The organism is Acholeplasma equirhinis (assembly GCF_017052655.1).
GTDB classification, from domain to species: Bacteria; Bacillota_I; Bacilli_A; order Acholeplasmatales; family Acholeplasmataceae; genus Acholeplasma; species Acholeplasma equirhinis.
The window spans coordinates 135,288-158,520 of the sequence record NZ_JAFIDC010000001.1; the positions used below are offsets into that span (position 1 = coordinate 135,288).

At 31.9% G+C, this 23,233-nt stretch carries 19 protein-coding genes and 2 riboswitches; of the genes, 18 read left to right on the forward strand and 1 reads right to left on the reverse strand.

Features of this window, described 5'->3' with window-relative positions; translation table 11 throughout:
- The first annotated feature begins 11 nt into the window (after positions 1-11).
- The 18 genes from JV173_RS00560 to JV173_RS00645 all read left to right on the forward strand — a co-directional run bounded on the left by JV173_RS00560 (position 12) and on the right by JV173_RS00645 (position 22,338).
- Positions 12-848 (forward strand): glycosyltransferase, encoded by an 837-nt coding sequence (locus tag JV173_RS00560; RefSeq protein ID WP_205734344.1) that lies wholly within the window; start codon positions 12-14, stop codon positions 846-848.
- Positions 848-1,624, forward strand: a complete 777-nt coding sequence (locus tag JV173_RS00565; protein WP_205734345.1) for a DUF4422 domain-containing protein — start codon at positions 848-850, stop codon at positions 1,622-1,624. Before JV173_RS00560 ends, JV173_RS00565 begins: the two co-directional genes overlap by 1 nt.
- The gene (locus tag JV173_RS00570) at positions 1,621-2,730 is read left to right on the forward strand and encodes a glycosyltransferase (protein WP_205734346.1); all 1,110 of its coding nucleotides are present in this window, start codon (positions 1,621-1,623) and stop codon (positions 2,728-2,730) included. Before JV173_RS00565 ends, JV173_RS00570 begins: the two co-directional genes overlap by 4 nt.
- Before the next feature lie 2 nt (positions 2,731-2,732).
- Positions 2,733-3,839, forward strand: a complete 1,107-nt coding sequence (gene glf, locus JV173_RS00575; RefSeq protein ID WP_205734347.1) for a UDP-galactopyranose mutase — start codon at positions 2,733-2,735, stop codon at positions 3,837-3,839.
- On the forward strand, positions 3,826-5,313 hold the full coding sequence (locus JV173_RS00580) for a flippase (RefSeq protein ID WP_205734348.1): 1,488 nt from the start codon (positions 3,826-3,828) through the stop codon (positions 5,311-5,313). The genes glf and JV173_RS00580 overlap by 14 nt, the downstream gene beginning before the upstream one ends.
- Positions 5,314-5,315: 2 nt before the next feature.
- Positions 5,316-6,272 carry a hypothetical protein gene (locus JV173_RS00585; RefSeq protein ID WP_205734349.1) on the forward strand — a complete coding sequence of 319 codons (957 nt, stop codon included), beginning with the start codon at positions 5,316-5,318 and terminating at the stop codon, positions 6,270-6,272.
- A 202-nt stretch (positions 6,273-6,474) separates the two neighbouring features.
- A complete protein-coding gene (locus JV173_RS00590; RefSeq protein WP_205734350.1) occupies positions 6,475-7,821 on the forward strand; it encodes an FAD-dependent oxidoreductase in 1,347 nt (448 codons plus the stop codon).
- Between the two features lie 175 nt (positions 7,822-7,996).
- On the forward strand, positions 7,997-10,369 hold the full coding sequence (locus tag JV173_RS00595; RefSeq protein WP_205734351.1) for an EAL domain-containing protein: 2,373 nt from the start codon (positions 7,997-7,999) through the stop codon (positions 10,367-10,369).
- A gap of 2 nt (positions 10,370-10,371) precedes the next feature.
- Entirely contained in the window at positions 10,372-11,757 is a 1,386-nt protein-coding gene (locus JV173_RS00600; RefSeq protein ID WP_205734352.1) for a bifunctional diguanylate cyclase/phosphodiesterase, read from the forward strand.
- A gap of 62 nt (positions 11,758-11,819) precedes the next feature.
- Positions 11,820-11,895, forward strand: a riboswitch (cyclic di-GMP riboswitch).
- A 44-nt stretch (positions 11,896-11,939) separates the two neighbouring features.
- Positions 11,940-12,683, forward strand: coding sequence for a hypothetical protein (locus JV173_RS00605; protein WP_205734353.1), 744 nt, complete (start codon positions 11,940-11,942; stop codon positions 12,681-12,683).
- A 2-nt stretch (positions 12,684-12,685) separates the two neighbouring features.
- Complete coding sequence (locus JV173_RS00610) at positions 12,686-13,624, forward strand: hypothetical protein (protein WP_205734354.1); 939 nt, start codon at positions 12,686-12,688, stop codon at positions 13,622-13,624.
- Between the two features lie 78 nt (positions 13,625-13,702).
- Positions 13,703-14,608: a hypothetical protein gene (locus JV173_RS00615; protein ID WP_205734355.1), complete on the forward strand. Its 906-nt coding sequence runs from the start codon at positions 13,703-13,705 to the stop codon at positions 14,606-14,608.
- Between the two features lie 110 nt (positions 14,609-14,718).
- Entirely contained in the window at positions 14,719-15,417 is a 699-nt protein-coding gene (locus tag JV173_RS00620) for a signal peptidase I (RefSeq protein WP_205734356.1), read from the forward strand.
- A 24-nt stretch (positions 15,418-15,441) separates the two neighbouring features.
- Positions 15,442-16,995: a hypothetical protein gene (locus JV173_RS00625; RefSeq protein WP_205734357.1), complete on the forward strand. Its 1,554-nt coding sequence runs from the start codon at positions 15,442-15,444 to the stop codon at positions 16,993-16,995.
- Positions 16,996-17,006: 11 nt separating this feature from the next.
- Positions 17,007-18,788, forward strand: a complete 1,782-nt coding sequence (locus JV173_RS00630; RefSeq protein WP_205734358.1) for a DUF2357 domain-containing protein — start codon at positions 17,007-17,009, stop codon at positions 18,786-18,788.
- Positions 18,785-19,396, forward strand: a complete 612-nt coding sequence (locus JV173_RS00635) for a signal peptidase I (protein WP_205734359.1) — start codon at positions 18,785-18,787, stop codon at positions 19,394-19,396. The genes JV173_RS00630 and JV173_RS00635 overlap by 4 nt, the downstream gene beginning before the upstream one ends.
- Positions 19,389-19,468: riboswitch (cyclic di-GMP riboswitch) on the forward strand. Its footprint overlaps the gene before it by 8 nt.
- A 16-nt stretch (positions 19,469-19,484) precedes the next feature.
- The gene (locus JV173_RS00640; protein WP_205734360.1) at positions 19,485-20,099 is read left to right on the forward strand and encodes a hypothetical protein; all 615 of its coding nucleotides are present in this window, start codon (positions 19,485-19,487) and stop codon (positions 20,097-20,099) included.
- Between the two features lie 13 nt (positions 20,100-20,112).
- Positions 20,113-22,338 (forward strand): hypothetical protein, encoded by a 2,226-nt coding sequence (locus JV173_RS00645; protein ID WP_205734361.1) that lies wholly within the window; start codon positions 20,113-20,115, stop codon positions 22,336-22,338.
- Positions 22,339-22,380: 42 nt separating this feature from the next.
- On the opposite strand, the gene JV173_RS00650 is transcribed toward JV173_RS00645, so the two are convergent.
- Complete coding sequence (locus JV173_RS00650) at positions 22,381-23,190, reverse strand: mechanosensitive ion channel family protein (RefSeq protein WP_205734362.1); 810 nt, start codon at positions 23,188-23,190, stop codon at positions 22,381-22,383.
- Between the last annotated feature and the right edge of the window lie 43 nt (positions 23,191-23,233).

The following is a 23,233-nucleotide window of genomic DNA, read 5'->3' on the forward strand; positions in this document are numbered from 1 at the left end:
AAGTACAATCTATGATTGAATTTTCAGTTTTAATGGGAGTCTACATAAAAGATAGACCAAAATGGGTATCTGAAGCACTTGATAGTATGTTAAATCAGACTGTTAAACCGTCTGAAATTTTAATCGTACAAGATGGACCAATTACTAAAGAGTTAGAAGAAACGATTGAGAAATACATAAATGAAAATTCAATTGTTAAACTAATTAAATTTGAACAAAACCGTGGTGTTGGTGCAACGATGCAAGATGCTGTTCCACTTGCAAAATATGACTATATTGCAAGAATGGATTCAGATGATATCTCAGTTAAAGAACGTTTTGAAAAAGAAATTAAATTTTTAGAAGAAAATCCAGATTATGATGGCGTAGGTTCTGTTGTTATTGAATTTGAAGATGGAAAAAATCCATTTGAATCGACAATCTTTAGAAACTTACCAGAAACAAATGAGGAAATCATTAAATGGTCTAAAGGTAGATGTCCACTCCAACAGTCAACAGTTATGCTAAAAAAAGAAGCAATTTTAAAAGCTGGTGGTTATCGTGAGTTTTATTTAGTTGAAGACTATGACTTATTTATTCGAATGATTTCAAATGGTTCAAAGTTCTATAACTTCCAAGAACCATTGACCTACATGAGAATTAATAAAGACTTCTTTAACCGTCGTGGTGGTTTAAAGTATTATAAATCTATCCACAAGTTTAAAAAATATATGTATCAATCTGGGCATATTACTTATATGCAATATCTTAAGACAAACACTGCATCATTAATCGTTTGTCTCATGCCGGGTTTCTTAAGAACATACATTTATAAAAAATTGTTAAGAAAAAAGAAGAAGGGTAATTAATGAATATAAAAGTATTTATTGCATCCCATAAACTTTATCCAAATGTAGAAAAATATATTGATGACAGTTATCAATTTATTCAAACAGGAAAACATGGTAAGCCTGAAATTCCTAATTTTTTAAGTGATGATGGAAAAGACTTAATTTCAGAAAAGAATCCAAATTATTCTGAATTAACAGCACTTTATTATATTTGGAAGAAAACTTCTTATGATGTTGTTGGTCTCATTCATTATAGAAGATTATTTAGCAACAAAAGATTCTCAATTTTTTCATATCAAGGATTAAAGAAGGAAAAAATTGAAACTATTTTATCTTCATATGATGCAATCTTGCCACTGCGTCCTCGCTTAAGAGTTAATATGAGAACAAATTATCAAAGAAACCATTTTATTAAGGATTTAGACCTTACAAGAGAGATTGTTTCTAATATGTTCCCTGATTACTTAGAAAGTTTTGATCAGTTCTTAAATTCTAATAGACCATATCTTTATAATATGTTTATTATGAAAAAAGAGCTTTTAAATCAATACTGTGAATTTCTCTTTCCTATTCTTTTTGAACTTGAGAAACAAGTTGATTTAAAAGCTTATGATGATTATCAAAAAAGATTGTTTGGGTTTATCTCTGAAAGACTCTTTAATGTTTGGGTTTTAAAGGAAAACATTAAAGTCAAAGAAGTACCAGTGATTGAAATCGAAAGAAAACCATATATTGAGTTTATTAAAGGTATTGCACGTAAAATCTTTGGTGCAAATGGAGATGTCAAAAGATGAAGAAAATTAAATTGCTTCACATTTTAACAGAACTTCAATTAACAAATGGCATAACTTCTTATGTCATGAATCATTATCAAAGACTTGATCATGATAAATTTCAAGTTGATTTTTTAATTGTGAAAACAGCTGATCAAAAGTATATTGATATGATTGAAAAACATCAGGACAGAATCATTCAAGCTCCAAGACTTTCAATGAAAAACTATGCTAAGTTTGTTAAACATGCAAAAACTTTATTTACAGAAAACAATTACGATATTGTGCATTCACATGAATTTAATTGGGGGATGCCTTATTTAGTAGAAGCTAAGAAAAAAGGCATTGCGGTGCGAATTTTCCATGCACATGCAACTCAAAGTAGTCCAAGTTTAGTTAAAAAGATTAGAAATGCACTTTTAATCCCAAAGACTATTCATGCAGCAACAGATCTTTGGAGTTGTAGTGAAGTTGCAGGAAAATTCTTTTTTAAAGATAAACCTTTTTATTTATCGCATAATGCGATTGATTATGAAAGATTTTTATTTAATCAAGAATACAGAGATGATATTAGAAGTATATTAAACTTAGAAAAAGATATTAAATTGATTGGATTTTTTGGTCGATTCGAAGCACAAAAAAATCCAATGCAAACTTTAGATGTATTTAAAGAACTACTTATTTTAAGAAAAGATGTACATCTTTTAATGGTTGGTGGTGGTTCATTAGAACCAAAACTATTAGAGTTTATTAGTGAAAACAATATGGATCAATTTGTTACAATGTTTTCACCGAGAAGAGATATTTATAAGTTCTATTCAGCAATTGATTTATTTATGTTACCGTCTCTTTATGAAGGGCTACCAGTTGTTGGAGTAGAAGCACTCTTTAGTAATTTAAAACAAGTTTATTCAACTAATATTACAAGAGAACTTAATTTAATTGATTCAATTACTTACTTACCACTCGATTTATCAGTTGATATGTGGGCAAGAAAGGTTAGTCAATTATTGGATCAAAAATCAGAAAGAGTTTTAAAATCATCCGATAAGTTAAATATCTACAAAATTGATTATCAAGCTAAGATGGTTGAAGAGAAATATCTTTCATTTTTCAAAGGAGCATAATTATGTATGATTATTTAGTTGTCGGAGCAGGTATCTTTGGTTCAGTCTTTGCCTATGAAGCAAAGAAACGAGGAAAGAAAGTACTTGTTATTGATAAGAGGGACCATATTGGTGGCAATATGTACACCAAAGATATTGAAGGGATTAATGTGCATATGTATGGTGCACATATTTTCCATACTTCAAATAAAACAATTTGGGAATATATAAATCAATTTACAGAGTTTAATAACTACATAAATAGCCCAGTTGCCAATTATAAAGGTGAACTTTATAATCTACCTTTCAACATGAATACTTTTTATCAAATGTGGGGTGTCAAAACGCCACAAGAAGCCAAAGATATGATTGAACGACAAAGAGAAAAATACTTTGTTGAACGTCCTAAAAACTTAGAAGAACAAGCGATTAATTTAGTTGGTTTAGATATCTATCAAAAACTCATTAAAGGGTATACAGAAAAACAATGGGGTAGAGATTGTAAAGACTTACCAGCCTTTATTATTAGAAGATTACCAGTTCGTTTTACATTTGATAATAACTACTTTAATGATACTTATCAAGGTATTCCTGTTGGTGGTTATACACCAATCTTTGAAAAGTTACTAGAAGGCATTGAAGTTAAATTAGGCGTTGATTATTTCAAAGAAAAAGAAGCTTTAGATAAATTAGCATCTAAAGTTTTATATACTGGACCAATTGACCAATTCTATCAGTATGAATTTGGTGTTTTAGGTTATAGAAGTTTGCGTTTTGAACACGAAATCTTGGATATGGAAAACTATCAAGGTAATGCAGTTATTAACTATACAGATAGAGAAACACCATATACAAGAATCATTGAACATAAACATTTTGAATTTGGTAAACAATCAAAGACAGTGATTACAAGAGAATACCCAGATCAATTTAGTTTAGGTAAAGAAATGTATTACCCAATCAATGATGAAGCTAATAATGAAATCTATAAGATGTATAAAGAAAAAGCAGATAGTGAAACTAAATATTTATTTGGTGGACGTCTAGCTGAATATAAATATTATGATATGCATGCAGTCATTGCATCTGCTTTATCCATGGTGAAGAAAGAATTTTATGAAGAAAGCTAGTTTGTCAAAAAACTATTTATATAATTTAATCTATCAAGTACTCGCTGTCATTATTCCAATTATTCTAATTCCTTATTTATCAAGAGTCTTAGAACCAAGTGGGAATGGACAATACGCGTTTACTTATTCCATTACAACCTATTTTAGTTATTTTGCCTTACTAGGTGTACAACTTTATGGCACAAAGATGATTTCGATCAATCAAGATGATCCATATCGTTTGAAAAAAACGTTTTGGGAGATCTTAGCACTTAAAGGGATGACATCAGCGATTGCGATTGTACTTTTTTATGGTGTATTACAATTCATACTTCCAAATCCATTATTCTTAATTCAAGGTATTTGGTTATTTGCGAATTTAATTGATGTGACCTGGTACTATACCGGTAGTGAAAGATTTAAATCAATTGTCATTAGAAATTCACTCATTAAACTGTTATCTCTTGCTGCAATCTTAATCTTTGTTAAAACGATTAATGATGTATGGATTTATGCAATCATCTTAGGTGGTGCAGAGTTAACAGGTCAACTCATTTTATGGTTTTCAATGAGAAAAGAAGCGGTCTTGAAAAATATTGGTGAGATAAAAAAAGATTTTAATCCATACCAACATTTAAAAGGGACATTAGTTTTATTCTTACCACAAGTGATTATTCTTTTATATACATCACTCAATGTCACCATGATTGGTGCCATGACAAATGATGTCCAAACAGGGTATTACGATCAAACCTCTAAAATTATTAATACACTTTGTGTGATTGCAACATCACTTGCAACAGTGATGATTCCAAGGATTAGTAAATTAAATGAAGATGGTCAATCAATTGAAATCGAAAATATGCTGAATAAAAGTATTGGTATTACAACATATTTAGCATATCCTATGATGGTAGGATTATTCCTTGTTGCACCGATATTTGTTCCACTTTTCTTAGGTGATCTTTATATAGATGCGATACCTGTTTTAAAACTGTATGCAATTAAGATTGGACTTGTTGTATTTTCTAATATTATTGGTGTACAGTATATGATTCCAACCAATAAAAATAAAGCATTTATTTTATCGGTATCAGCAGGTGCAGTCATTACTTTAGGTTTAAATCTATTCCTTATTCCTTTATATGGTGCACTTGGTGCAGTGATAGTATCACTCATTGCAGAACTTTTAGTTGTCGCATATCAAATATGGTTAGTTAGAAAAGATATGCCTTTTATCAAATTTATTGCAAGAACTTATAAAGGTTTAATAGCTAGTGTAGTCATGGCAATCTACATCATCTTTGCAGGTAATGTAGTTTATCTTGGAACTGGTATGATCGTTGAATCATTTATCCAGAATCAAACGATTGTTACAGGACTTGCACTTGCAATGCTAATTGGTACATCTATGATTGTTTACTTTGTAACAAACTTAATTTTAAGAACTGAAATCCAAACTGAAATTTTAAGAAAAATATTTAAAAGGGCATAACAATGAGAGAATTCCTTAAACGATTTAAATTTATCAGAGATATCTACTACAAACATAAAGAACGCAAGTTTGAAAACTTAAAAAAGAAAAGATCAACAACACCGCATACTTTTATTAATCGAAGTAAAAGTAATGAAAAACTGCTTGTAATTTTAGCAGGGTATAAAGATCGTCTTTTTGATTTAGTCTTTGAACGTGTTAAAGCATTTTTACCTAAAGATATTGATGTATGTATCGTATCTTCTGGCAAATACCATGAAGGGTTAGCAAAAAGAGCAGAAGTTGAAGGTTATTCATATCTTTCAACCAAAAGAAATCATATTGGACTTGCATTAAATGTTGCCATTAATCGATTTGAAAAAGCTAAATACATTTACAAAATCGATGAAGATATCTTTTTAACTAAAGGATTCTTTGAAACTTTATTTGATACATATCAAAAAGTATTAAAAGAAGGTGACTTTACACCAGGTATTGTTGCACCACTGATTCCAATTAACGGTTATACACACTTAGAGATTCTAAAAAAGCTTAAACTTGTAGATACCTACACTAAAAAGTTCGAATTGCCTAAATATGCATCAATGCCATACAGAATGATTGAAAACAACGATCAAGTTGCAAGATTCTTCTGGGGAGAAGGTGGGTATGTACCTAAACTTGATAAATTAAATGAGATTTTTAAAAAAGATCAATTTAAAGTCTCTGGTGCACCACACAAATTCTCAATCGGTGCTATTCTTTTCACCAAAGATTTATGGAATGATATGGGTAGGTTTTCAGTTCAAAGAGGTAATGGTTTAGGGATCGATGAAATTGATCTAAATAAGTATTGTTATTTAGAATCACTACCAGTAGTTGTTTCACATAACCAAGTTGTTGGACATTTCTCATTTGGTAAACAAACAAAATCAATGTTTGAATATTTAGATAAACATCCTGAAATGTTTAAATTATAAGACAATTTCACACAATAAAATAACGATTAGAGCCCTTAATAAGGCTCTTTTTTATCGTGAAAATCAATAAAACGTTTTCATAAGCAAGTCGATTGTTTATATTTAAAAATGATATAAAATAAAGTCGCGATTTCGATGGAAACATCAATTTTATAAAAAACAAATTATATCCACAACTTTTTTGTGGATGGGAGGCATATGTATGAAAGTCGTAGTTATCGGTTGTACACACGCAGGAACTGCTGCAGTAAAAAATATCTTAGCGCAAGATAAAAACATTACAGTTAATGTATATGAAAAAAATGACAACGTATCATTCTTATCATGTGGTATTGCATTATATGTTGGTGGCGTTGTTAAAGATGTTGATGGGTTATTTTATTCTTCACCAGATGAATTAAAGAAGTTAGGTGCTAACGTCTTCATGGAACATGAAGTGTTATCAATTAATTATGAAGAAAAAACAATGTCTGTTAGAAACTTAGTTACAGAAGAAGTATTCTCAGATTCATTTGATAAATTAGTATTAGCGACTGGTTCATGGCCAATCGTTCCAAATATCGAAGGTATCCGTTCAGAGAACGTGCTTTTATCTAAGAACTTCAATCAAGCAAATGAAATCATTGAAAAATCAAAATCAGCTAACAAAATCGTTGTTGTTGGTGCAGGTTATATCGGTGTTGAACTTGCTGAAGCATTTGAATTAATGGGCAAAGAAGTTGTCTTAGTTGATGGTGAAACAAGAATTATGCCTAAATACTTAGACCCTGAATTTACAAACCTTGCAGAAAAAGCATTTACAGATCATGGTATTAAATTAGCACTTGGTCAAAAAGTTAAAGGCTTTGTCACAGAAGGTAATAAAGTGACTGCAATCATGACAGATAAAGAAACTTTTGAAACTGATTTAGTTATTATGTGTATCGGATTCCGTCCTAACCAAAAATTATATGAAGGTGTGTTAAAAACATCTCCAAATGGTGCTTTAGTCGTAAATGAATATATGCAAACATCAAATCCAGATGTTTATGCATGTGGTGACTGTGTTAACATTTTCTACAATCCAACTCAAGAAGTAAGATACATTCCACTTGCAACAAATGCAGTTAGAATGGGTACACTTGTTGGTTTAAACATCATTAAGAATTCAATCAAATATCGTGGTACTCAAGGTACATCAGGTATTAAAATTTATGACTTATCAATTTCTTCAACAGGTTTAACAGAAGGTGTTGCCAAAGATATGGGTATTAACTATGGCACTGTTTTATTACACGATACTAACCGTCCTGAATTCATGCCTGAATATGATGAAGTTTTACTTAAACTCGTTTATGATAAGACAACAAGAAAGGTTTTAGGTGGTCAAATCTTATCTAAATACGATTTAACAGATAAGATGAATACATTATCAATCGTAATCCAAAATCAAATGACTATTGATGATTTAGCATTCGTTGATTTCTTCTTCCAACCACACTTCAACAAACCTTGGAACTTATTAAATATCGCTGCATTAAGAGCACTTGCTCAAGAAGGCGTAAACTAAAAATTAACTTAAAGGTCATTTTTATGACCTTTTTTTAATCCTATTTTAAATCTCATTACATGTTATAATTACTATTAAATCCGATTGCCTATTAAAATTTAGTGCAATTCAGATTAAAATGTAGCATAATAAGAATAGGGAACCTTTGTGGTTATAAAAGGAAAAAGAGAAAGCTATGTATAGTGAAACAAAGAAACATGTGAGAAGACTAGCAATTATTTTTGGAGTGTTATTACTCTCTTTTTATGTTTTTTATATGTTCTTATTAGATACAACTTTTAGACGTGAAGCGAATGAAATGGCTCACTATAACCATCAGTTAAAATCAGATACATTTGAACACTTACTAGAAACTTTATATGAAGCATACCAAGAAGATCAGCTTGCTTGGGATACGAAGTCGTACACAACTGAACTTAATCAAACAATTCCATTTAATAAATATACAATTTCAAAACTTTCAACTTTATTCTCAGATGAAACAGATGACCAAGTCGTATTAGCAATTAAAAAGGCTAATCAAAATGAGGTTGCATATAAACTGATGTCACAAGTGCTTTTAGATCAAGGCCTTACGATTAATCAAAGTGATTATATTGTTGCATCAACTGGATATATCTTATATGCACTAGATTCAAATCTTTTAGGTTTAAATTTCTTTACCTCACAACTATATCCACTCGATCACTATTCAGAACTGGATAGTTTAATTGGTAAAAATGAGTCAGCGTACTTTGACTATGTAACATTCGATGATCGCTTTATCTTATCGTTTGATAAAATTGAAGGTCAACTTTTATTTATTTCAATCCAACATCAAGCAGATTACCTAGCACCATATCGTCCATTAATTTGGAGTTATTTTGCATTATGTTCCATTTCATTGATTGCCTTTTTAGTCTTTTCACTTGTTGGTCTTAAGTTTAGATATGATGACGAAAGATTATATGAGAAGCATAAAGATGAACTACCTCAAAATGTCTTAATTTTAGATGTTGGTGGACTTGGTCAAATTCGTATGGCAAATCCTAAGTTCTATGAATTAACCGGAATGAAACAAGTTAAGATGATAGAAGATGTGACTAAAGATAAGGTTTTAATACGTGAACAACTTAAATCTCAAAAATCATTCTTCTTAGGTCTTGAAACAAAAGAAGGTTTAAAAGATTATCGATTTGTAGTTGTTAAGAAGAAACGCGGGTATTTACTGATTGGTGAGAACGTAGAAAATGTTACATCATTTGAAGGTAAATACAGAAATCTTGCTCTATTCAATCAATTAACACATTTACCAAATGAAATGAATCTAAAAGAAATTTTAGATGAAATTGATCGTAAGAAAAAATATTCAATTATTTACTTTGCAGTAGAAGATATTGATAATATTCAAAATACGATTGGTCGAGAATATAGTAAACAATTCATTCAAAAATTAAAGGATTTATTCTTATCTGTAGTTATTAAAGATGATATGACACTATTCCATGTTCATGATCAACGCTTTGCAATACTGTATCAAAATATCTTGAACTATGATTCAGTTGACTCTTGGGTTCAAGTGACAATCGATAAAATAAATAATTCAGTTTTACTTCAAGATTTACCATTTAAAGTTGCCCTAAAAGCGGGTATCATTCACAATGTTGGTAAAGTTATTTCAATGGAATCTAGTCATATTTTAGAAATCATGGAAATCACCATTGAACGTGTACTCCGTTCAACGGTTTACCATCAAGTAACTTATAATGAAAAATTCTTAGAGTATGTATCCAAGAACCAACAAATGGAAATGGATTTACAATTAGGGATTGCAAATGATGAATTTGAAATGTTCATGCAACCGCAATACGATATTGAAATTAATAAAACTGTTGGATTTGAGTTACTACTTCGTTGGAATAATCCTAAATACTTAAAAGATTCACCTGCAAGTTATATTAAGATTGCTGAAAAATCAAATATGATTATTGAATTAGGTAGACTCATCACTGAAAAAGTATTTGCTATTGCTGAAAGTTTTAATAAAACAGATTTAGAATTCTCATTTAATATTTCACCAAGACAACTTGTACAACCTGGATTTATTCAAGAACTTATTGATTTAACGAATAAATACAAGGTTGATCCAAACAAGATTGCAATTGAATTAACTGAAACAATCCTAGTTGTTTCATTTGAACTCATTATTGAAAAGTTTAAAGCATTAAAACAAATCGGGTTTAAGATTCATTTAGATGACTTTGGTACCGGTTATTCATCGCTTTCATATTTAAAGACTTTACCAGTTGATGTGATTAAGATTGATAAGAAGTTTATTGATGAGGTAGAAACATCCTTTACATCACGTCAAATCTTAAAAACTTTAACAAGTTTAGGTAAAAACTTAAAACTTGGTGTTATATTTGAAGGTGTAGAAACAGATAAACAAGTTGAAATTATTAGAAAAGAAGGTGGCACAATCATCCAAGGGTTCGTGGTTGCAAGACCAATGCCTGTTAAAGATGCTCGTGACTTCTTAAAGAAAAAGAAAGTTGAGTTTGAAAGCTAATTATGGAAATATTCTTAACGATATTAGTCACTTTAATCTTAATCGGACTCATCATTGGATTATACTTTGTTTTAAAACATGAATTACGTAAATATCGCGATGAAAAATTGTTAGTCTCTGATGAGGTTGTACCTTTATCAACATTAACAAATCTTGTTGATCGTATGATTAAACGTAATACAAAAAAAGCAAAGCCTTTTACTTTAATGTTAATTGACTTAGATCAGTATCAAGATATTGTAGATGCTTTTAATGAAGAAGAAGAGCGTCTTATTATGCAATATGTTTCAAATCATATTAAAACTGCATTACCTGAAGAATCCGTTATTTCTCAAGGTGTTAAACCTGATCAATTCTATATATTTATTCCAGATAGTTTTGATCATTCGAATATATTAAATTTAGCAAAACATATTAAAAGAGAATCTCAACGTAAGGTGAGTATTTTAGATGGTGTTGAAATTAAAAAGACTGTTTCTATTGGGATTGCAACATTCCCACTGCATGGTAATACGAAAGACTTATTATTCCAAGCATTAGATATTGCGATGTACATCGTTAAGAAAAACGGTGGAAATGGTATTAAGTATTACAGTGAAGAACTTTCACAAGGTAAAGAATATCTCGATTTATATCATGAAATCAGAGAAGCGATTGAGAAAGAAGAATTTATTTATTTCTACCAACCAATCGTTTCAACATCAGATACAAAAGATATTTATGGTGTTGAAGCATTACTGCGTTGGCAACATCCAAAAAGAGGCTTACTTGCACCACAATCATTCATTGGGCTTGCTGAACAGTCAGGAGAACTGGATGCAATTGGTATTTGGGGTGTTGAACAAGCATTACTCTTATTAACAGACCTTTCACAGTTATATCATATGCATAATTTGGTTGTTAATATTAACGTATCACCGCGTCAGATTCTAAATGAAGAAACTTTTACAATCTTCCAAAGACTGATTCTAAAACATCGTGCAAAACCTGAGATGGTTGCAATTGAAATTCCAGATTTCTCTACATATAAAAATAATGAAACATTTATGAGAAACTTAATTAAGATCAAAACACTTGGTTTCCAAATTGCAATTGACCTATCAACAACAGATTATGATGTTTTAGATTTAGTTGAAAGATTTAAGATTGATATGATTAAGCTTAATCGTGATTTCTTTAAATTAGAAGAAAATTATAATAAACGTAAGTACATTCAAATGTTAATAGATTTTGTAAAGGCAAAAGAGTTAAAACTGGTTGCGGAAGGTGTCGAAACAGAGGCACAACTCCAAGAATTGTATACTAAAGGTGTGGGTTACGCACAAGGGTATTTCATTGCTAAACCTCTCGACCAAACTCAATTATCGGCTTTCTTAACACAAAAATAGACATTGTAAATATTCATAATCATTTCTATTGACTATTAAAAAAAGTTTGGTAAAATAGCAGTATACGAAAAAGGCAAAACTAGAGAAATCTAGCGACGCAAAACTATAGGACCTGTCAAATGGTAGCCAGTTGCCAACTAATTATGTGGCAATTGGCTTTTTATTTTTTCAAGGAGAAAACCATGGCGTTAAGTAAAGTATGGGGCATTGGAAAAACAGTAAGAAATGCCACTAAATTCTCCAAGTTAATATTCCTATTCATACCGTTATTTGGATTCTTATCTGTAACGATGGGTGTTGTATCATTCTATGGACAATACACAGGGGACATGTCGGTAGTCGTTGATCAATTCAGTGATTCCTCAATTAGAATCGCAGAAGATCCGTCATTCGACAATGCAAGAACAGTTCTAAGATATCCAGGTATGAATTTTGTTAACCAAGCATCTTATGAAGGTATCATGGCTTTCCATTACAATAATGTTTTGAAAACCAATGGCTATTATCTTCCAGATGTAAGGGATAACGATCGAGAAGTGGTTGCATTCACATTCTACTTAAAAAACATGAATGAGGCAGCTACAATCAATAGGGTCAATTATAAGATTGTCTTTGCAGAGAAAACAAGACACATTGAAGAACACTTAAGAATCATGGTGGTTATCGATGGTGTTGCCGATGTCTACGAATATCAATCTTATCGAATCGAAGGTGTTCAATCACTCTCATTTGCAAGCCAAGACGTTGCAGTTGATGGTAATATCTATCAATTACAAGCACAATCAGTTGTCAAAGTCTCAGTCTTCATTTGGATTGATGGTTACCTAGAAGATTATTTAAAGAGTATTGGTAAGTACACCGAACAAGATTTAATCGCTGGCAGACTAAAACTTCAAATGCTCTTCTCAATTAATGATGAGGCGTAAATATGTTAAAGAAAATCTATTCTGTACTGTTTGCACTGACATTAATTGCGATCACATTGACAACCTCAGTCTATGCGTGGTTTGCAACATCAAAAACTGCACTTGTAGATGGGATTGAATTAGGGGTAGGAGAAGATGACGACTTATGGTTAAGCTTAGATGGTATTAACTATCATAAAAGCATAACAAATGAGATGTTAGTTGAGTATGTTGGAACACAACGAAAACTTGCAAGTATTACCTCACAAAATGGAAAAGATTTCTTCTTAGGTCCGGTATTACTTGAAACAAGAGCAATTCCTAAGGTAGACTATCTCTCATTTGATGTCTACTTCAAAGTTGTTACCAATAATCCAAATGTGGATGCACATCATAAATATGTCTATCTTGCAGATCGCACGAAACCGACATATGAACTTGCATCAAATGCTCCAGGAACCTTTGTTACATCAAGGGGAAAGAACTGGATTAATCCACTGGGATTTGATGATGGTGACATATATGTCACACCAGGCGAAAATCGCTTGTATTACGCCCACAATGCTGTTAGAATAGCATCATATAATGAAGCAGAAAACTTATCCTTCATCTATGATGTCTCTGAAAATGAAGCACGTGGATTTGGTAAACCATTCGGTGCAATTGACTTCTACTATAGAATGTTAGGTGTCAGAATGGAACCACCAGAAGCACCACAAAACATGATTTACAAGTTAACTGAATTTTCTAAACTTCAAAATGATATTGCAATTGATAAAACAAGTTTAGTATCTGAGGTAAGTTTAGTAAATGAAGTTGAAGGTATTTATGAATACCGAGGTCGAACTAAAATCTCAATCTGGTTAGAAGGTTGGGATGCTGATTGTTACGATGCAATCTTAGATGATCCGATGTGGATTCAATTAAGATTCAAAGCAGCAAGATTTGATGATTCATTATAGGTTATAAAAGGTTAAAAGCCGAATAACAAGAAAACTAAAATATAAATAAAAAAATATATCTCGAGGAGAGGAACAAATATGAAAGGTTTAACAACAAAATTTGCTTTATCAGTACTATCATTAGTACTAACAGGCGTTGCGCTATCAGTTGGCGTATATGCATGGTTTACAATTAACAACACTGCTTCAGTTGATCAATTCCAAGCTGAAGTACAAACAGGGGAAGGTTTCTATGTATCTACTAATGGTACTGCATGGAAAAATACCATTACTAATGCTGACTTAGCTGCTGCGTTATCAAGTGTTACATTCGAAGCAATCACTACAACAAATGGTTATACAATGGAAAAATTAGATGGTGCACCTGCATCTGCTACATCATTCATCAAATTTGATTTATTCTTTGTAGGTTCAACTACTTTAAGTGATATTACATTAACATCAATTTCAATCGCTTCACCTGCTGCAACTTCATGGATTCCAGGTCAAGCTGTTGCTGGTACAAGATCTGCTTCAGATGCAAATGCTGTAATTACTGAATATGCTTCTAATGCTGCACGTGTAAGTATTATTGACTTAGGCGATGTTGCAACTGTTACTATCTTCGAACAAGAAGATGGTGTTGATGGTAACTCACTAGGTATGGGTGCTTGGGGTAACAACGAAGCTGTATTATTCTATAACGCTATTAATACAACAGGTATAATTTCACAAGGAGTTTTTGAAGCTGCTGAAGCTTTATACCCTACAACAATTGAAACAACAAATGTTCCAGTTGATGTTGCGACATTATACGAACAAGAAGACGCTGCATGGTTTGAGGATTTAACAGTAGGTTCTGCAATTACTGGTACAATCGGTGAAGATTTTAAAGTAGGTAAGATTTCAGTTAGAGTTTGGGTTGAAGGTTGGGATCAAGAAGCATTCAACGCAATCTTATCTGGTACAATTCAAGTAAGCTTAAGCTTCGCTGGTACAGTTTAATTTTTGACAAATTGATAAGACTAGAAACCTTGTAAATTTTACAGGGTTTCTTTCATAGTCTTATAGCATTTTAGAACATATAATATATATATTATAAATCGGAGCAAAACATGGCAAAATCAAATAACAAACTCAATAAAACATTAAGCATTATCGGGAATTCAATATTTTATTTACTCTTACTCGTTTTGCTCCTTTTCTCAATAACTAATATTAGCGTACAGTCTCAAAAAGATATACCTAATTTATTTGGAAAAGGATTCGTTTCAATTCTATCCAGTTCGATGGATGGGACTGAACCCGATTCATTCCCTAAAGGTTCACTTGCATTTATCGATGTCTTAGATGAAAAAGGTAAAGCATCAGTCAACCCGGGTGACATTGTTGTATTCTTTGACCCAACACTTAAAATTCATATTATCCACCGTGTTGTTCATGTAAGTGGTGACATCATTACAACACAAGGTGATGTGAATGCTGAACTTTACGGCGGATTTAAAGGTGATAATTATAATCCTGACATGCAATTGGAAAGTTTTAATCGTAGTGAAATCATTGGACGATATACAGGATCAATTGCGGGATTAGGCGATACAATCCAATCATTAAGATCATCAGATGGATTCTTACTGTGGATTGTCTTACCACTCTTAATCCTATTCGCTTTCGAAATCGTTGTACTAGTTAGAACAATTCTAAAACATAACAAAGCTAAACTTGAACAAAAGCATGAACAAGAAAAAGAATTATTAAAACAACAATTATTAGAAGAATTAAAAAAGCAACAAGCTGAAGCAAATCAAAAATAACTAATCTAAGTGAGGCATTAATTCATGAGTGAATTTGCAACCTGGTATATAGAGTTCATACAAACGTTATTCGAACATATTGGTGAAATCATTGCAAACTTCTTTGCAGCGATTGTCCAAATTTTCTGGTCAACCCCAATTAGCTATGTTGACTCTTTTGCAGTAGCCTCAGTTAACTTTACTTTATTTGACTGGATCATCGGAACATTTATCTTAATGGTTAACTTTGTCTTTGTTGTATCACTTGCGTATTTCTTATATGTTATTGCAAGAAGATACATTAGATTTGTTAAAAGAGAAGTTTCCAAAGATGATTTATTAATGGAGATTGCAGATTTAAATCAAAAACTTATCGATTTAACAGATGAAAAGAATGCAATTCTTACCCTTAAATCAAGCGACTTAGGTATGCCAATGAATAGACGTTCTGTTCAAGGTACATTAAATAAACTTGCCGAAGAGGAAGAAGAACAAAAAGAAAATCAAGATCAAGGTCGATTCACAAAACTTATTTCAGTTGACCAAACATATCACTTTAGTGTCTTACAAACAAACATGACAGATAGTGATATGATTGGATTAAATCAATTAGTTGATAGATTCATTAAATTTGCAGCATCACAATTAAAATTATTTTACAATCCAAAAATTGTATCAACCTTCTTCGCAGGTATGGCATCATCTAAGACATTAATCTTAGAAGGTATCTCTGGTACCGGTAAAACATCCTTACCATATGCGATGGGTAAATTCTTCAATAATGATACATCAATTATTTCAGTTCAACCGTCATGGCGAGATCGTTCAGAAATGATTGGTTACCTTAATGAATTTACCAAGAAGTTTAATGAAACAGACTTCTTAAAATCAATCTACGAAGCAACATATCGAACAGATTTAAACTTTATTGTCTTAGATGAAATGAACTTAGCACGTGTTGAATATTACTTTGCAGATTTCTTATCCGTACTTGAAATGCCAAATCCTCAAGAATGGTTAATTGATATTACACCAGATACAATTCCTGGTGACCCAATTCACCTTCATGAAGGTAAACTCTTGTTACCACAAAATATTTGGTTCGTAGGTACAGCAAACCGAGATGACTCAACGTTTGCGATTACCGATAAAGTGTATGACCGTGCTGCATCAATCGAGTTATCAATTAAAGCAGATTACATTGATGCACCATTTACTGAATCCATTCACATGACATATGACTATATCGAAGGATTATTTAAACAAGCTTGGAAAGATTATCCAATCTCACAAAAATCCCTAGAGAACTTAGCTAAATTGGATAAATTCATAGCGGAAAACTTCCAAATTACATTTGGTAACCGTATCATGAAACAAATCCAAAGTTTCGTTCCTGTCTTTATTGCATGTGGTCAATCAGAAATTGATGGTTTAGACTATATTGTTACTAGAAAAGTTTTAAGAAAGTTTGAATTCTTAAACTTACCATTCCTAAGAAAAGAATTAGATGATTTACTTGCAATAATTGAAAAACTCTTCGGTAAGGGTTCATTCCCTGAAGCGAGAGCAATGATTGAAAACTACAAAAAACAAACATAAGGTGAAAGCATTTGAAACAGAGTTACGATTTAGATTTATTCTATAACATGTTAATATCGTATCTTGATGAATTAGAGACCGACACAGATTTTCCTGCTTACTTTTATCAAGGACTTTATGATGGACAGAATAAACTAAAGAGTTTAACCATTCATGAGACTAAAAAGTTTGATGATTATTGGATCTCTGCGATTGAAGCGTATTACCCATCAATTGAAAAAATTGCTAGAAATTATAAATCAGCATTAAAAGTTGAAGAAGAAGTTGTGATCATTGAAAAAGCTAGAAAGACAAACTCAAGAACAGTTCGTCACTTAGCAGCAAATTCACAATTCTTAAAAGAAACAGAAAATGATAAAAATCAAAAGGAACTTAAGCCTACTAAACTCTTAGTTCAACAAGCAGATATTGAATATGGAATTTATGAAAATAGATTTGTTGCAACTTTGATTACTAGATTATCAAAATTCGTTTCAGACCGTGTCAAAATCTTAAAAGAAGATATTAACACTAAAAAGTATCACCAAGTCGATAATAATGTTGAAATTAAACTAGACAACTCAGTATACAAGATTAATATTGCACTTGAAGAAATTGAAACAATTGAAGAAGGGGATGTTCAAGATCAAAATAGACTCATCCTTCGACATGCAGAAGACTTAAACAAAAGAATCACAAGTTTGACAAATTCTGTCTTCATGAAGACTTTGAAAAGCTATAAACCGGTTAAAGCACCAATTGTTAAAACACAAATTATTTTAAAGAATGTTGACTACAAAAACTGTTATATGTTATGGCAATATCTTGACCAATATAATAGTTTAGGTTATGAACTGATAAGAGATGAGAAACAAAAAAGATTCTCTGAAGCATACCGCAAGCATTTAAATCAAAATTCATTATTCAGCTTTGCAACATTAATGTTCCATGACAAGTTTAGAGAAAGCAATGCTAAACTTGACATGAGACGATTTAAAATTAAAAAAGCTGAAGCGATTAAGATTAATCCAGGAGACTTAGTCACTGATCCAAAAGAATACGAACTCGAAGATACGAAGATAAATGAGTACTACTTAAACAAAAACAAGCAAATCTTCAAAAAAATCATCGATGGTTACATGGAAACAGAAGACAAGTATGAAATAGCGCTTAAAAAGGCTTTAAAAGACACGATTGAAATTACAAACAGTCTGTATAAATCATACTTTGAAGTTGATGCGGATGAGGATGTCTTCGCTAGACTCATCCAACATACGGACCCTAAAGAAGATTTAGCATCTGCTGACCAAAAGTTCAAGATTGCACAACTTGTACGTGAAATTAAAGAACAAGATTTAAAACAAGCAATTGCACTTGAAAAGAAATGGTATCAAGCAGTTCTAAAATATCAAAAAGATTTCTTCAAATGGGTACAAGAAGAAAATGCTGACTTCTTAAAGAAAGAAGCAGATAAGGTTAAAAAGACTCACAATCTATATCTAAAACTTGAACGTAAGAAGATGTTAGAAGACTTAAGACTTCAAGTTGCTAAAGATAATGAAACGTTAACAGCATTAAAGAATAAATATCGTGATGCATATAAGAAAGAATCAGCAAGAATTGCTGAACAACAAAGACTTAAAGCTGAACGTGAACGTGAGCGTCTAAGAAAACAAAGAGATGCTGCGAAAGCTAAACTTGATAAACAAAAACAACGTGAACAAACTAAACAAGCTGCGTTTGTTAAGAAACAAAAAGAGAAGATTCGTACTTCTCATCAAAAAGCAATGGAGCAATTAAAAAAAGGTAAATGAAAAAGACCATAAACATCCTAAGTACCATCTTAGTGACATTGATCTTAATCTTCACCATACTATTTATCGCAATATCCGCAATGAGTTTTATATCAAGAAAACCTGTTGCAGTATTCGGATATAGTTATGGGGTCGTCGAAACTAATTCGATGTATCCAATGATTGTTCCAGGTGATTTTGTTTTAATTCAAAAACAATCATTTAGTGAGTATAACACTGGTGATGTGATTGCATATACTTCAGTTGAAAATGTAACAATCATCCACCAAATCATCGCGAAGGTTAGTTATGGTGTTGAAACAAAAGGTATTAACAATTCAAATTCAGATTTAGGAAAAGAAGGATTCATCACAGAAGATCGAATCTTAGGTAAAGTTGTTAACTATGGCGGTCATGAAATTGGTGCTATCTTAATTAATAACAGAGTCACTTTAATTACAATCAGTGTCATAATCATTGGAACTGGATTTGTTATTCAACTCATTAGTTTAGTTAAACAAATGATTGATAAACAAAAAGTTCAAAATGAAATTGATATAGATGCACTTAAAAAAGAAATTGAAAAAGAATTAGAAGAACAAAAAGAAACAGACAAAAACATAGATTAAAAGGCAAACTTAGGGTAACTTAAGGACGCAAAGCTATAGGGTCTTAATACAAAAAGACAGCCAGTTGCATCAGTAAAGGAAAACATTCATGAAAATGATTAGAAAGACATTGATCTTAATCTTATTCGTAATGATTTCAGTTGCTTCGATGGTAACTGGTGTTTTTGCTTGGTTTATTGGTTCACCTGGTGGTTTTGTAGAACCAATTAGTGGTGATCTAGAAACTGATATGACAATTGATATCCAAATTGACCAATCAGAAATCTTCTTAGGTGATAGAGTTCGTGATTTAGTTTATATTACAGATGAAGATTTTCAAACTGTTGGTTTTGACTTCTATGGCTACGGAGCAATCCTAGCAGTAAATCTTCAAAATTCTGGTGATCAAGCGATGAATGCTAAACTTGGGTTATATGCTCAATCTGCTCCAGATTATGGAATTTATGCTGGTGTTAATTCAGGATTCAAATATTTAGTTGTAGATAGCCCGTTTAGTGTAACACCGCTCATGTGGGGATTCCAACAAACATCTAATATGTTTGATGCAATGAATGCTCATAATGCAAATGGTGTATTAGTACCTGCGAATTCATCAAGTACAGCGTATATCATTATCTGGGGTTACTATGATGGTTTACCAAGTGGGCAAAAAGATATTTATCATGCAGTCGTATATAGAATGAGAATGACATTATTTGGTTAAAAGAGGTTAATTTATGTTTAGAAAATTAGGCATACTAATTTTATCACTAATACTCACCTTATCCACAGCGATAGGTGTTTATGCTTGGATGACTAAACCAACAGCAGGTATTGACCTTAATGTGAGAACATCAGAATTGTTTTCTGCAAGTTCAGAAATTAAAATTGGTAATACGTCTATCAACTCGTTACACAGTTACTATAATGCTGCCGATTATACAATTAATATTTCAGCTGCAAACATTACTGCAAATACAACATCTGGAGTCATGCCGATTACTATAGCAGTAGCAATTGACGCATATAAAAACATAAAAGTTAGAATTAAAATAGTTGAATATTGGACAAACAACTCAAATGTTTCAATTACAAGACCGAACGTATTCACATGGAATTATCACTCAAGTTACAATGATGGTGTTGATTCTGAAGGCTATTTTTATTACAGTGAAATGATTGTGAAGGATACATCAGATATCGTGAATGTGATTGATTCTGCGAATGTGAATACAACAAATATTCCTGCAGGTTCTACTGTTCGTCTTTCTGTAATTGTTTCTGCACTTCAAGGTAATAGAGAAGATATTTGGGAAAATGAAAACCATAAAATAAAATCATTTACTTTAGGACAAAATGCCAATAACCAAACCGTAAATGTCATCTTTAATGGTGTTGCAAATTCAGTTTACGGTCGTGGTGTTTATCTTGAGTTCAAAAACGTATCGAATAAGATTGGATTCCTTTGGCATAGTAGAGGTGGTATTACAAGACAATTAAGCCTACCTCAAGGAACTTATAATGTTTCAATTAATTTAGTTAATCACCTAGATTTCACAGTAACCAGAAATGGTAATGTGATTACAGTAAATATTCAATATGGTGATCCAGGAGAATGGGGATATGAAGACGTATTATTTGCACCATCTATGATTGCCGTATGGGAAACAGGCGTGACATATCCTTCAGGTGCGATTGTATATTATCGTGATGAAGACGGTAATGGCGTAAACGCAGGATACTATTCTGCAATTCAAAGTAACACGAATTCTCATCCAGACTCAGCAGCTTGGAACTGGAGAAAAATTTCACCATTCTACCAATCAGGTACGGTATATCCTCCTGGTACGATTGTATTCTATCAAGGGGCATTTTATATTTCAAAAGCAACTAATAGTGTCGCTCCAACAGAATTATGGGCATGGGAAAGACTTGATAGAGCGTTTAATGGTGGTAAAACCTACAAATTATACGATATTGTATTCCATAAGTATGGTGAAGAAACACGTTGGTTTATGGCAACAGGCAATGTGTCAACCGGCCAAACTGAGCCAAGAGATTATCAAGCATTCCGTCAATTAGGATTTAATTATTCTGCATTTAATAAACAAAAATATAGAGCAGGCGAATATGTAAAACATAATGATGCCTTCTATGTAGCAAATATTGATAATACTTATGCAGACCCAGCAGCAAATACGACTCAAGTATGGAGAAAACTTGGCCTTGTATGGGGAAGTAATCAAGTCAGTTATCCTCAAAATACAATTGTTTCTTACAATAATAACTACTATATAGCGACTTCAACCATTTCACAATGGGGTTCAACACCAGGTAGTGGTAGTTGGCAACTCATTACACATAGAGGTGATTGGTTAAATACAACAACAAACTATAATAGATATCAATCAGTAATATATGGTGGAAATAGATATTTCTGGAATCAAACAGGTAGTGCACCAGTTGGACAAGCACCAGATGTAACAGTTGGTTGGTGGTTGATTGGTGAAGCATGGCATTATAAAAATACATATGCACAACATGCATTAGTATTCCATAATGGAGACTATTGGGCTTTAAGATCTGGAACATCAACAAACCAAGAACCAGGTGTTTCTGGTGCTTGGCAATTATTATCAGATTTTTGGGCATTAACAGGTACATATTTTAATAACCAATATACACGTAGTGTGATCAATTACAACGGTTCATATTTTATGTGGACAGGAGCAAATAATTCGAACTCAACAACAGCTCCAGGAACTGCAATAAATGGTTGGAAAGAACTAACTGAAGTTTGGAAATGGTATAACAACTATGATGTTGGCGAAAAAGTTATTTATGATGGTGCATTCTGGGAAGCATTGAAAGTTCCATATGAAAATGGTGAAGCAATAGTTCCAGGAAGTGATTTCACATACTGGAAAGAGTATCCAATTATTTGGGACCCTAATAGAACTTAATATGAAAAAGGTACAACGCAAGTTGTACCTTTATTTTTTAAATTAAGATTCTCTAGATTTGTTTAAGAACATTAGAATATCGCGTTTAAGTTCACGTTCTAATGCAGTTTGTTTATTATTTTGTGTTTTAAATGATACACGTAAAGTTAAACTGTTAATCGCATTATCAACAACACCGATAAATTTAGGTGCTTCAGTAACGAATGGTTTATTTTGATAACCTTCTAAGAGTTCAACAAATGCTTCACTATAGAAGATAGAAAGATCTGTATAAGGAGATACTTGAAACTCTACAACACCTACTGAGTCATCCATACTAAATTGTGTTATGACTCTAATGTCACCATTATTAATCAATCTCACTTCATTTTTCCAGTTCATCAATTTAGTTTTTCTAATACCAACTTCAAGAACTGTACCTTTAAAGTCACCAATTTGGATGACATCACCAACGTTAAATGATTGTTCAAAAATAATGAAGAAACCTGATATTAAGTCTTTGATTAATTCTTGAGCACCAAAACCAACTGCAAACCCTAAGATACCTGCAGATGCAAGCACAGGTGCTAAATCAATACCAAGTTCAAGTAAGATCATCATCACAATCACAAACCAAAATGCATACTTAGTTAATGATACAACAAGTGCAGCAATTGTTTTTTGACGTTTAACAAGTACTTTCTTGTTTGAACGTTTAAGTTTATAAAGGATAAACTTAGATATAAAATGTGCAATGTATGCAATGAGTACCCATGCTGTGATCATAAGTAGTTTAACGAATAGGTCAGCAACTGCTGCATCACCTATAATTGAATTTAACCAATCTTGTAGAAAAGTTCTTAATAGATCCATAAAAAAACACCTCATATGTAGGATACCACAAATAAGGTGTTTT

Coding starts and splice junctions, on each gene's coding strand:
- JV173_RS00610 (WP_205734354.1), top strand. CDS start 12,686: ATGTTAAAGAAAATCTATTCTGTACTGTTTGCACTGACATTAATTGCG.
- JV173_RS00600 (WP_205734352.1), top strand. CDS start 10,372: ATGGAAATATTCTTAACGATATTAGTCACTTTAATCTTAATCGGACTC.
- JV173_RS00590 (WP_205734350.1), top strand. CDS start 6,475: ATGAAAGTCGTAGTTATCGGTTGTACACACGCAGGAACTGCTGCAGTA.
- JV173_RS00615 (WP_205734355.1), top strand. CDS start 13,703: ATGAAAGGTTTAACAACAAAATTTGCTTTATCAGTACTATCATTAGTA.
- JV173_RS00625 (WP_205734357.1), top strand. CDS start 15,442: ATGAGTGAATTTGCAACCTGGTATATAGAGTTCATACAAACGTTATTC.
- JV173_RS00580 (WP_205734348.1), top strand. CDS start 3,826: ATGAAGAAAGCTAGTTTGTCAAAAAACTATTTATATAATTTAATCTAT.
- JV173_RS00635 (WP_205734359.1), top strand. CDS start 18,785: ATGAAAAAGACCATAAACATCCTAAGTACCATCTTAGTGACATTGATC.
- JV173_RS00650 (WP_205734362.1), bottom strand. CDS start 23,190: ATGGATCTATTAAGAACTTTTCTACAAGATTGGTTAAATTCAATTATA.
- JV173_RS00560 (WP_205734344.1), top strand. CDS start 12: ATGATTGAATTTTCAGTTTTAATGGGAGTCTACATAAAAGATAGACCA.
- glf (WP_205734347.1), top strand. CDS start 2,733: ATGTATGATTATTTAGTTGTCGGAGCAGGTATCTTTGGTTCAGTCTTT.
- JV173_RS00645 (WP_205734361.1), top strand. CDS start 20,113: ATGTTTAGAAAATTAGGCATACTAATTTTATCACTAATACTCACCTTA.
- JV173_RS00640 (WP_205734360.1), top strand. CDS start 19,485: ATGAAAATGATTAGAAAGACATTGATCTTAATCTTATTCGTAATGATT.
- JV173_RS00570 (WP_205734346.1), top strand. CDS start 1,621: ATGAAGAAAATTAAATTGCTTCACATTTTAACAGAACTTCAATTAACA.
- JV173_RS00585 (WP_205734349.1), top strand. CDS start 5,316: ATGAGAGAATTCCTTAAACGATTTAAATTTATCAGAGATATCTACTAC.
- JV173_RS00605 (WP_205734353.1), top strand. CDS start 11,940: ATGGCGTTAAGTAAAGTATGGGGCATTGGAAAAACAGTAAGAAATGCC.
- JV173_RS00595 (WP_205734351.1), top strand. CDS start 7,997: ATGTATAGTGAAACAAAGAAACATGTGAGAAGACTAGCAATTATTTTT.
- JV173_RS00620 (WP_205734356.1), top strand. CDS start 14,719: ATGGCAAAATCAAATAACAAACTCAATAAAACATTAAGCATTATCGGG.
- JV173_RS00565 (WP_205734345.1), top strand. CDS start 848: ATGAATATAAAAGTATTTATTGCATCCCATAAACTTTATCCAAATGTA.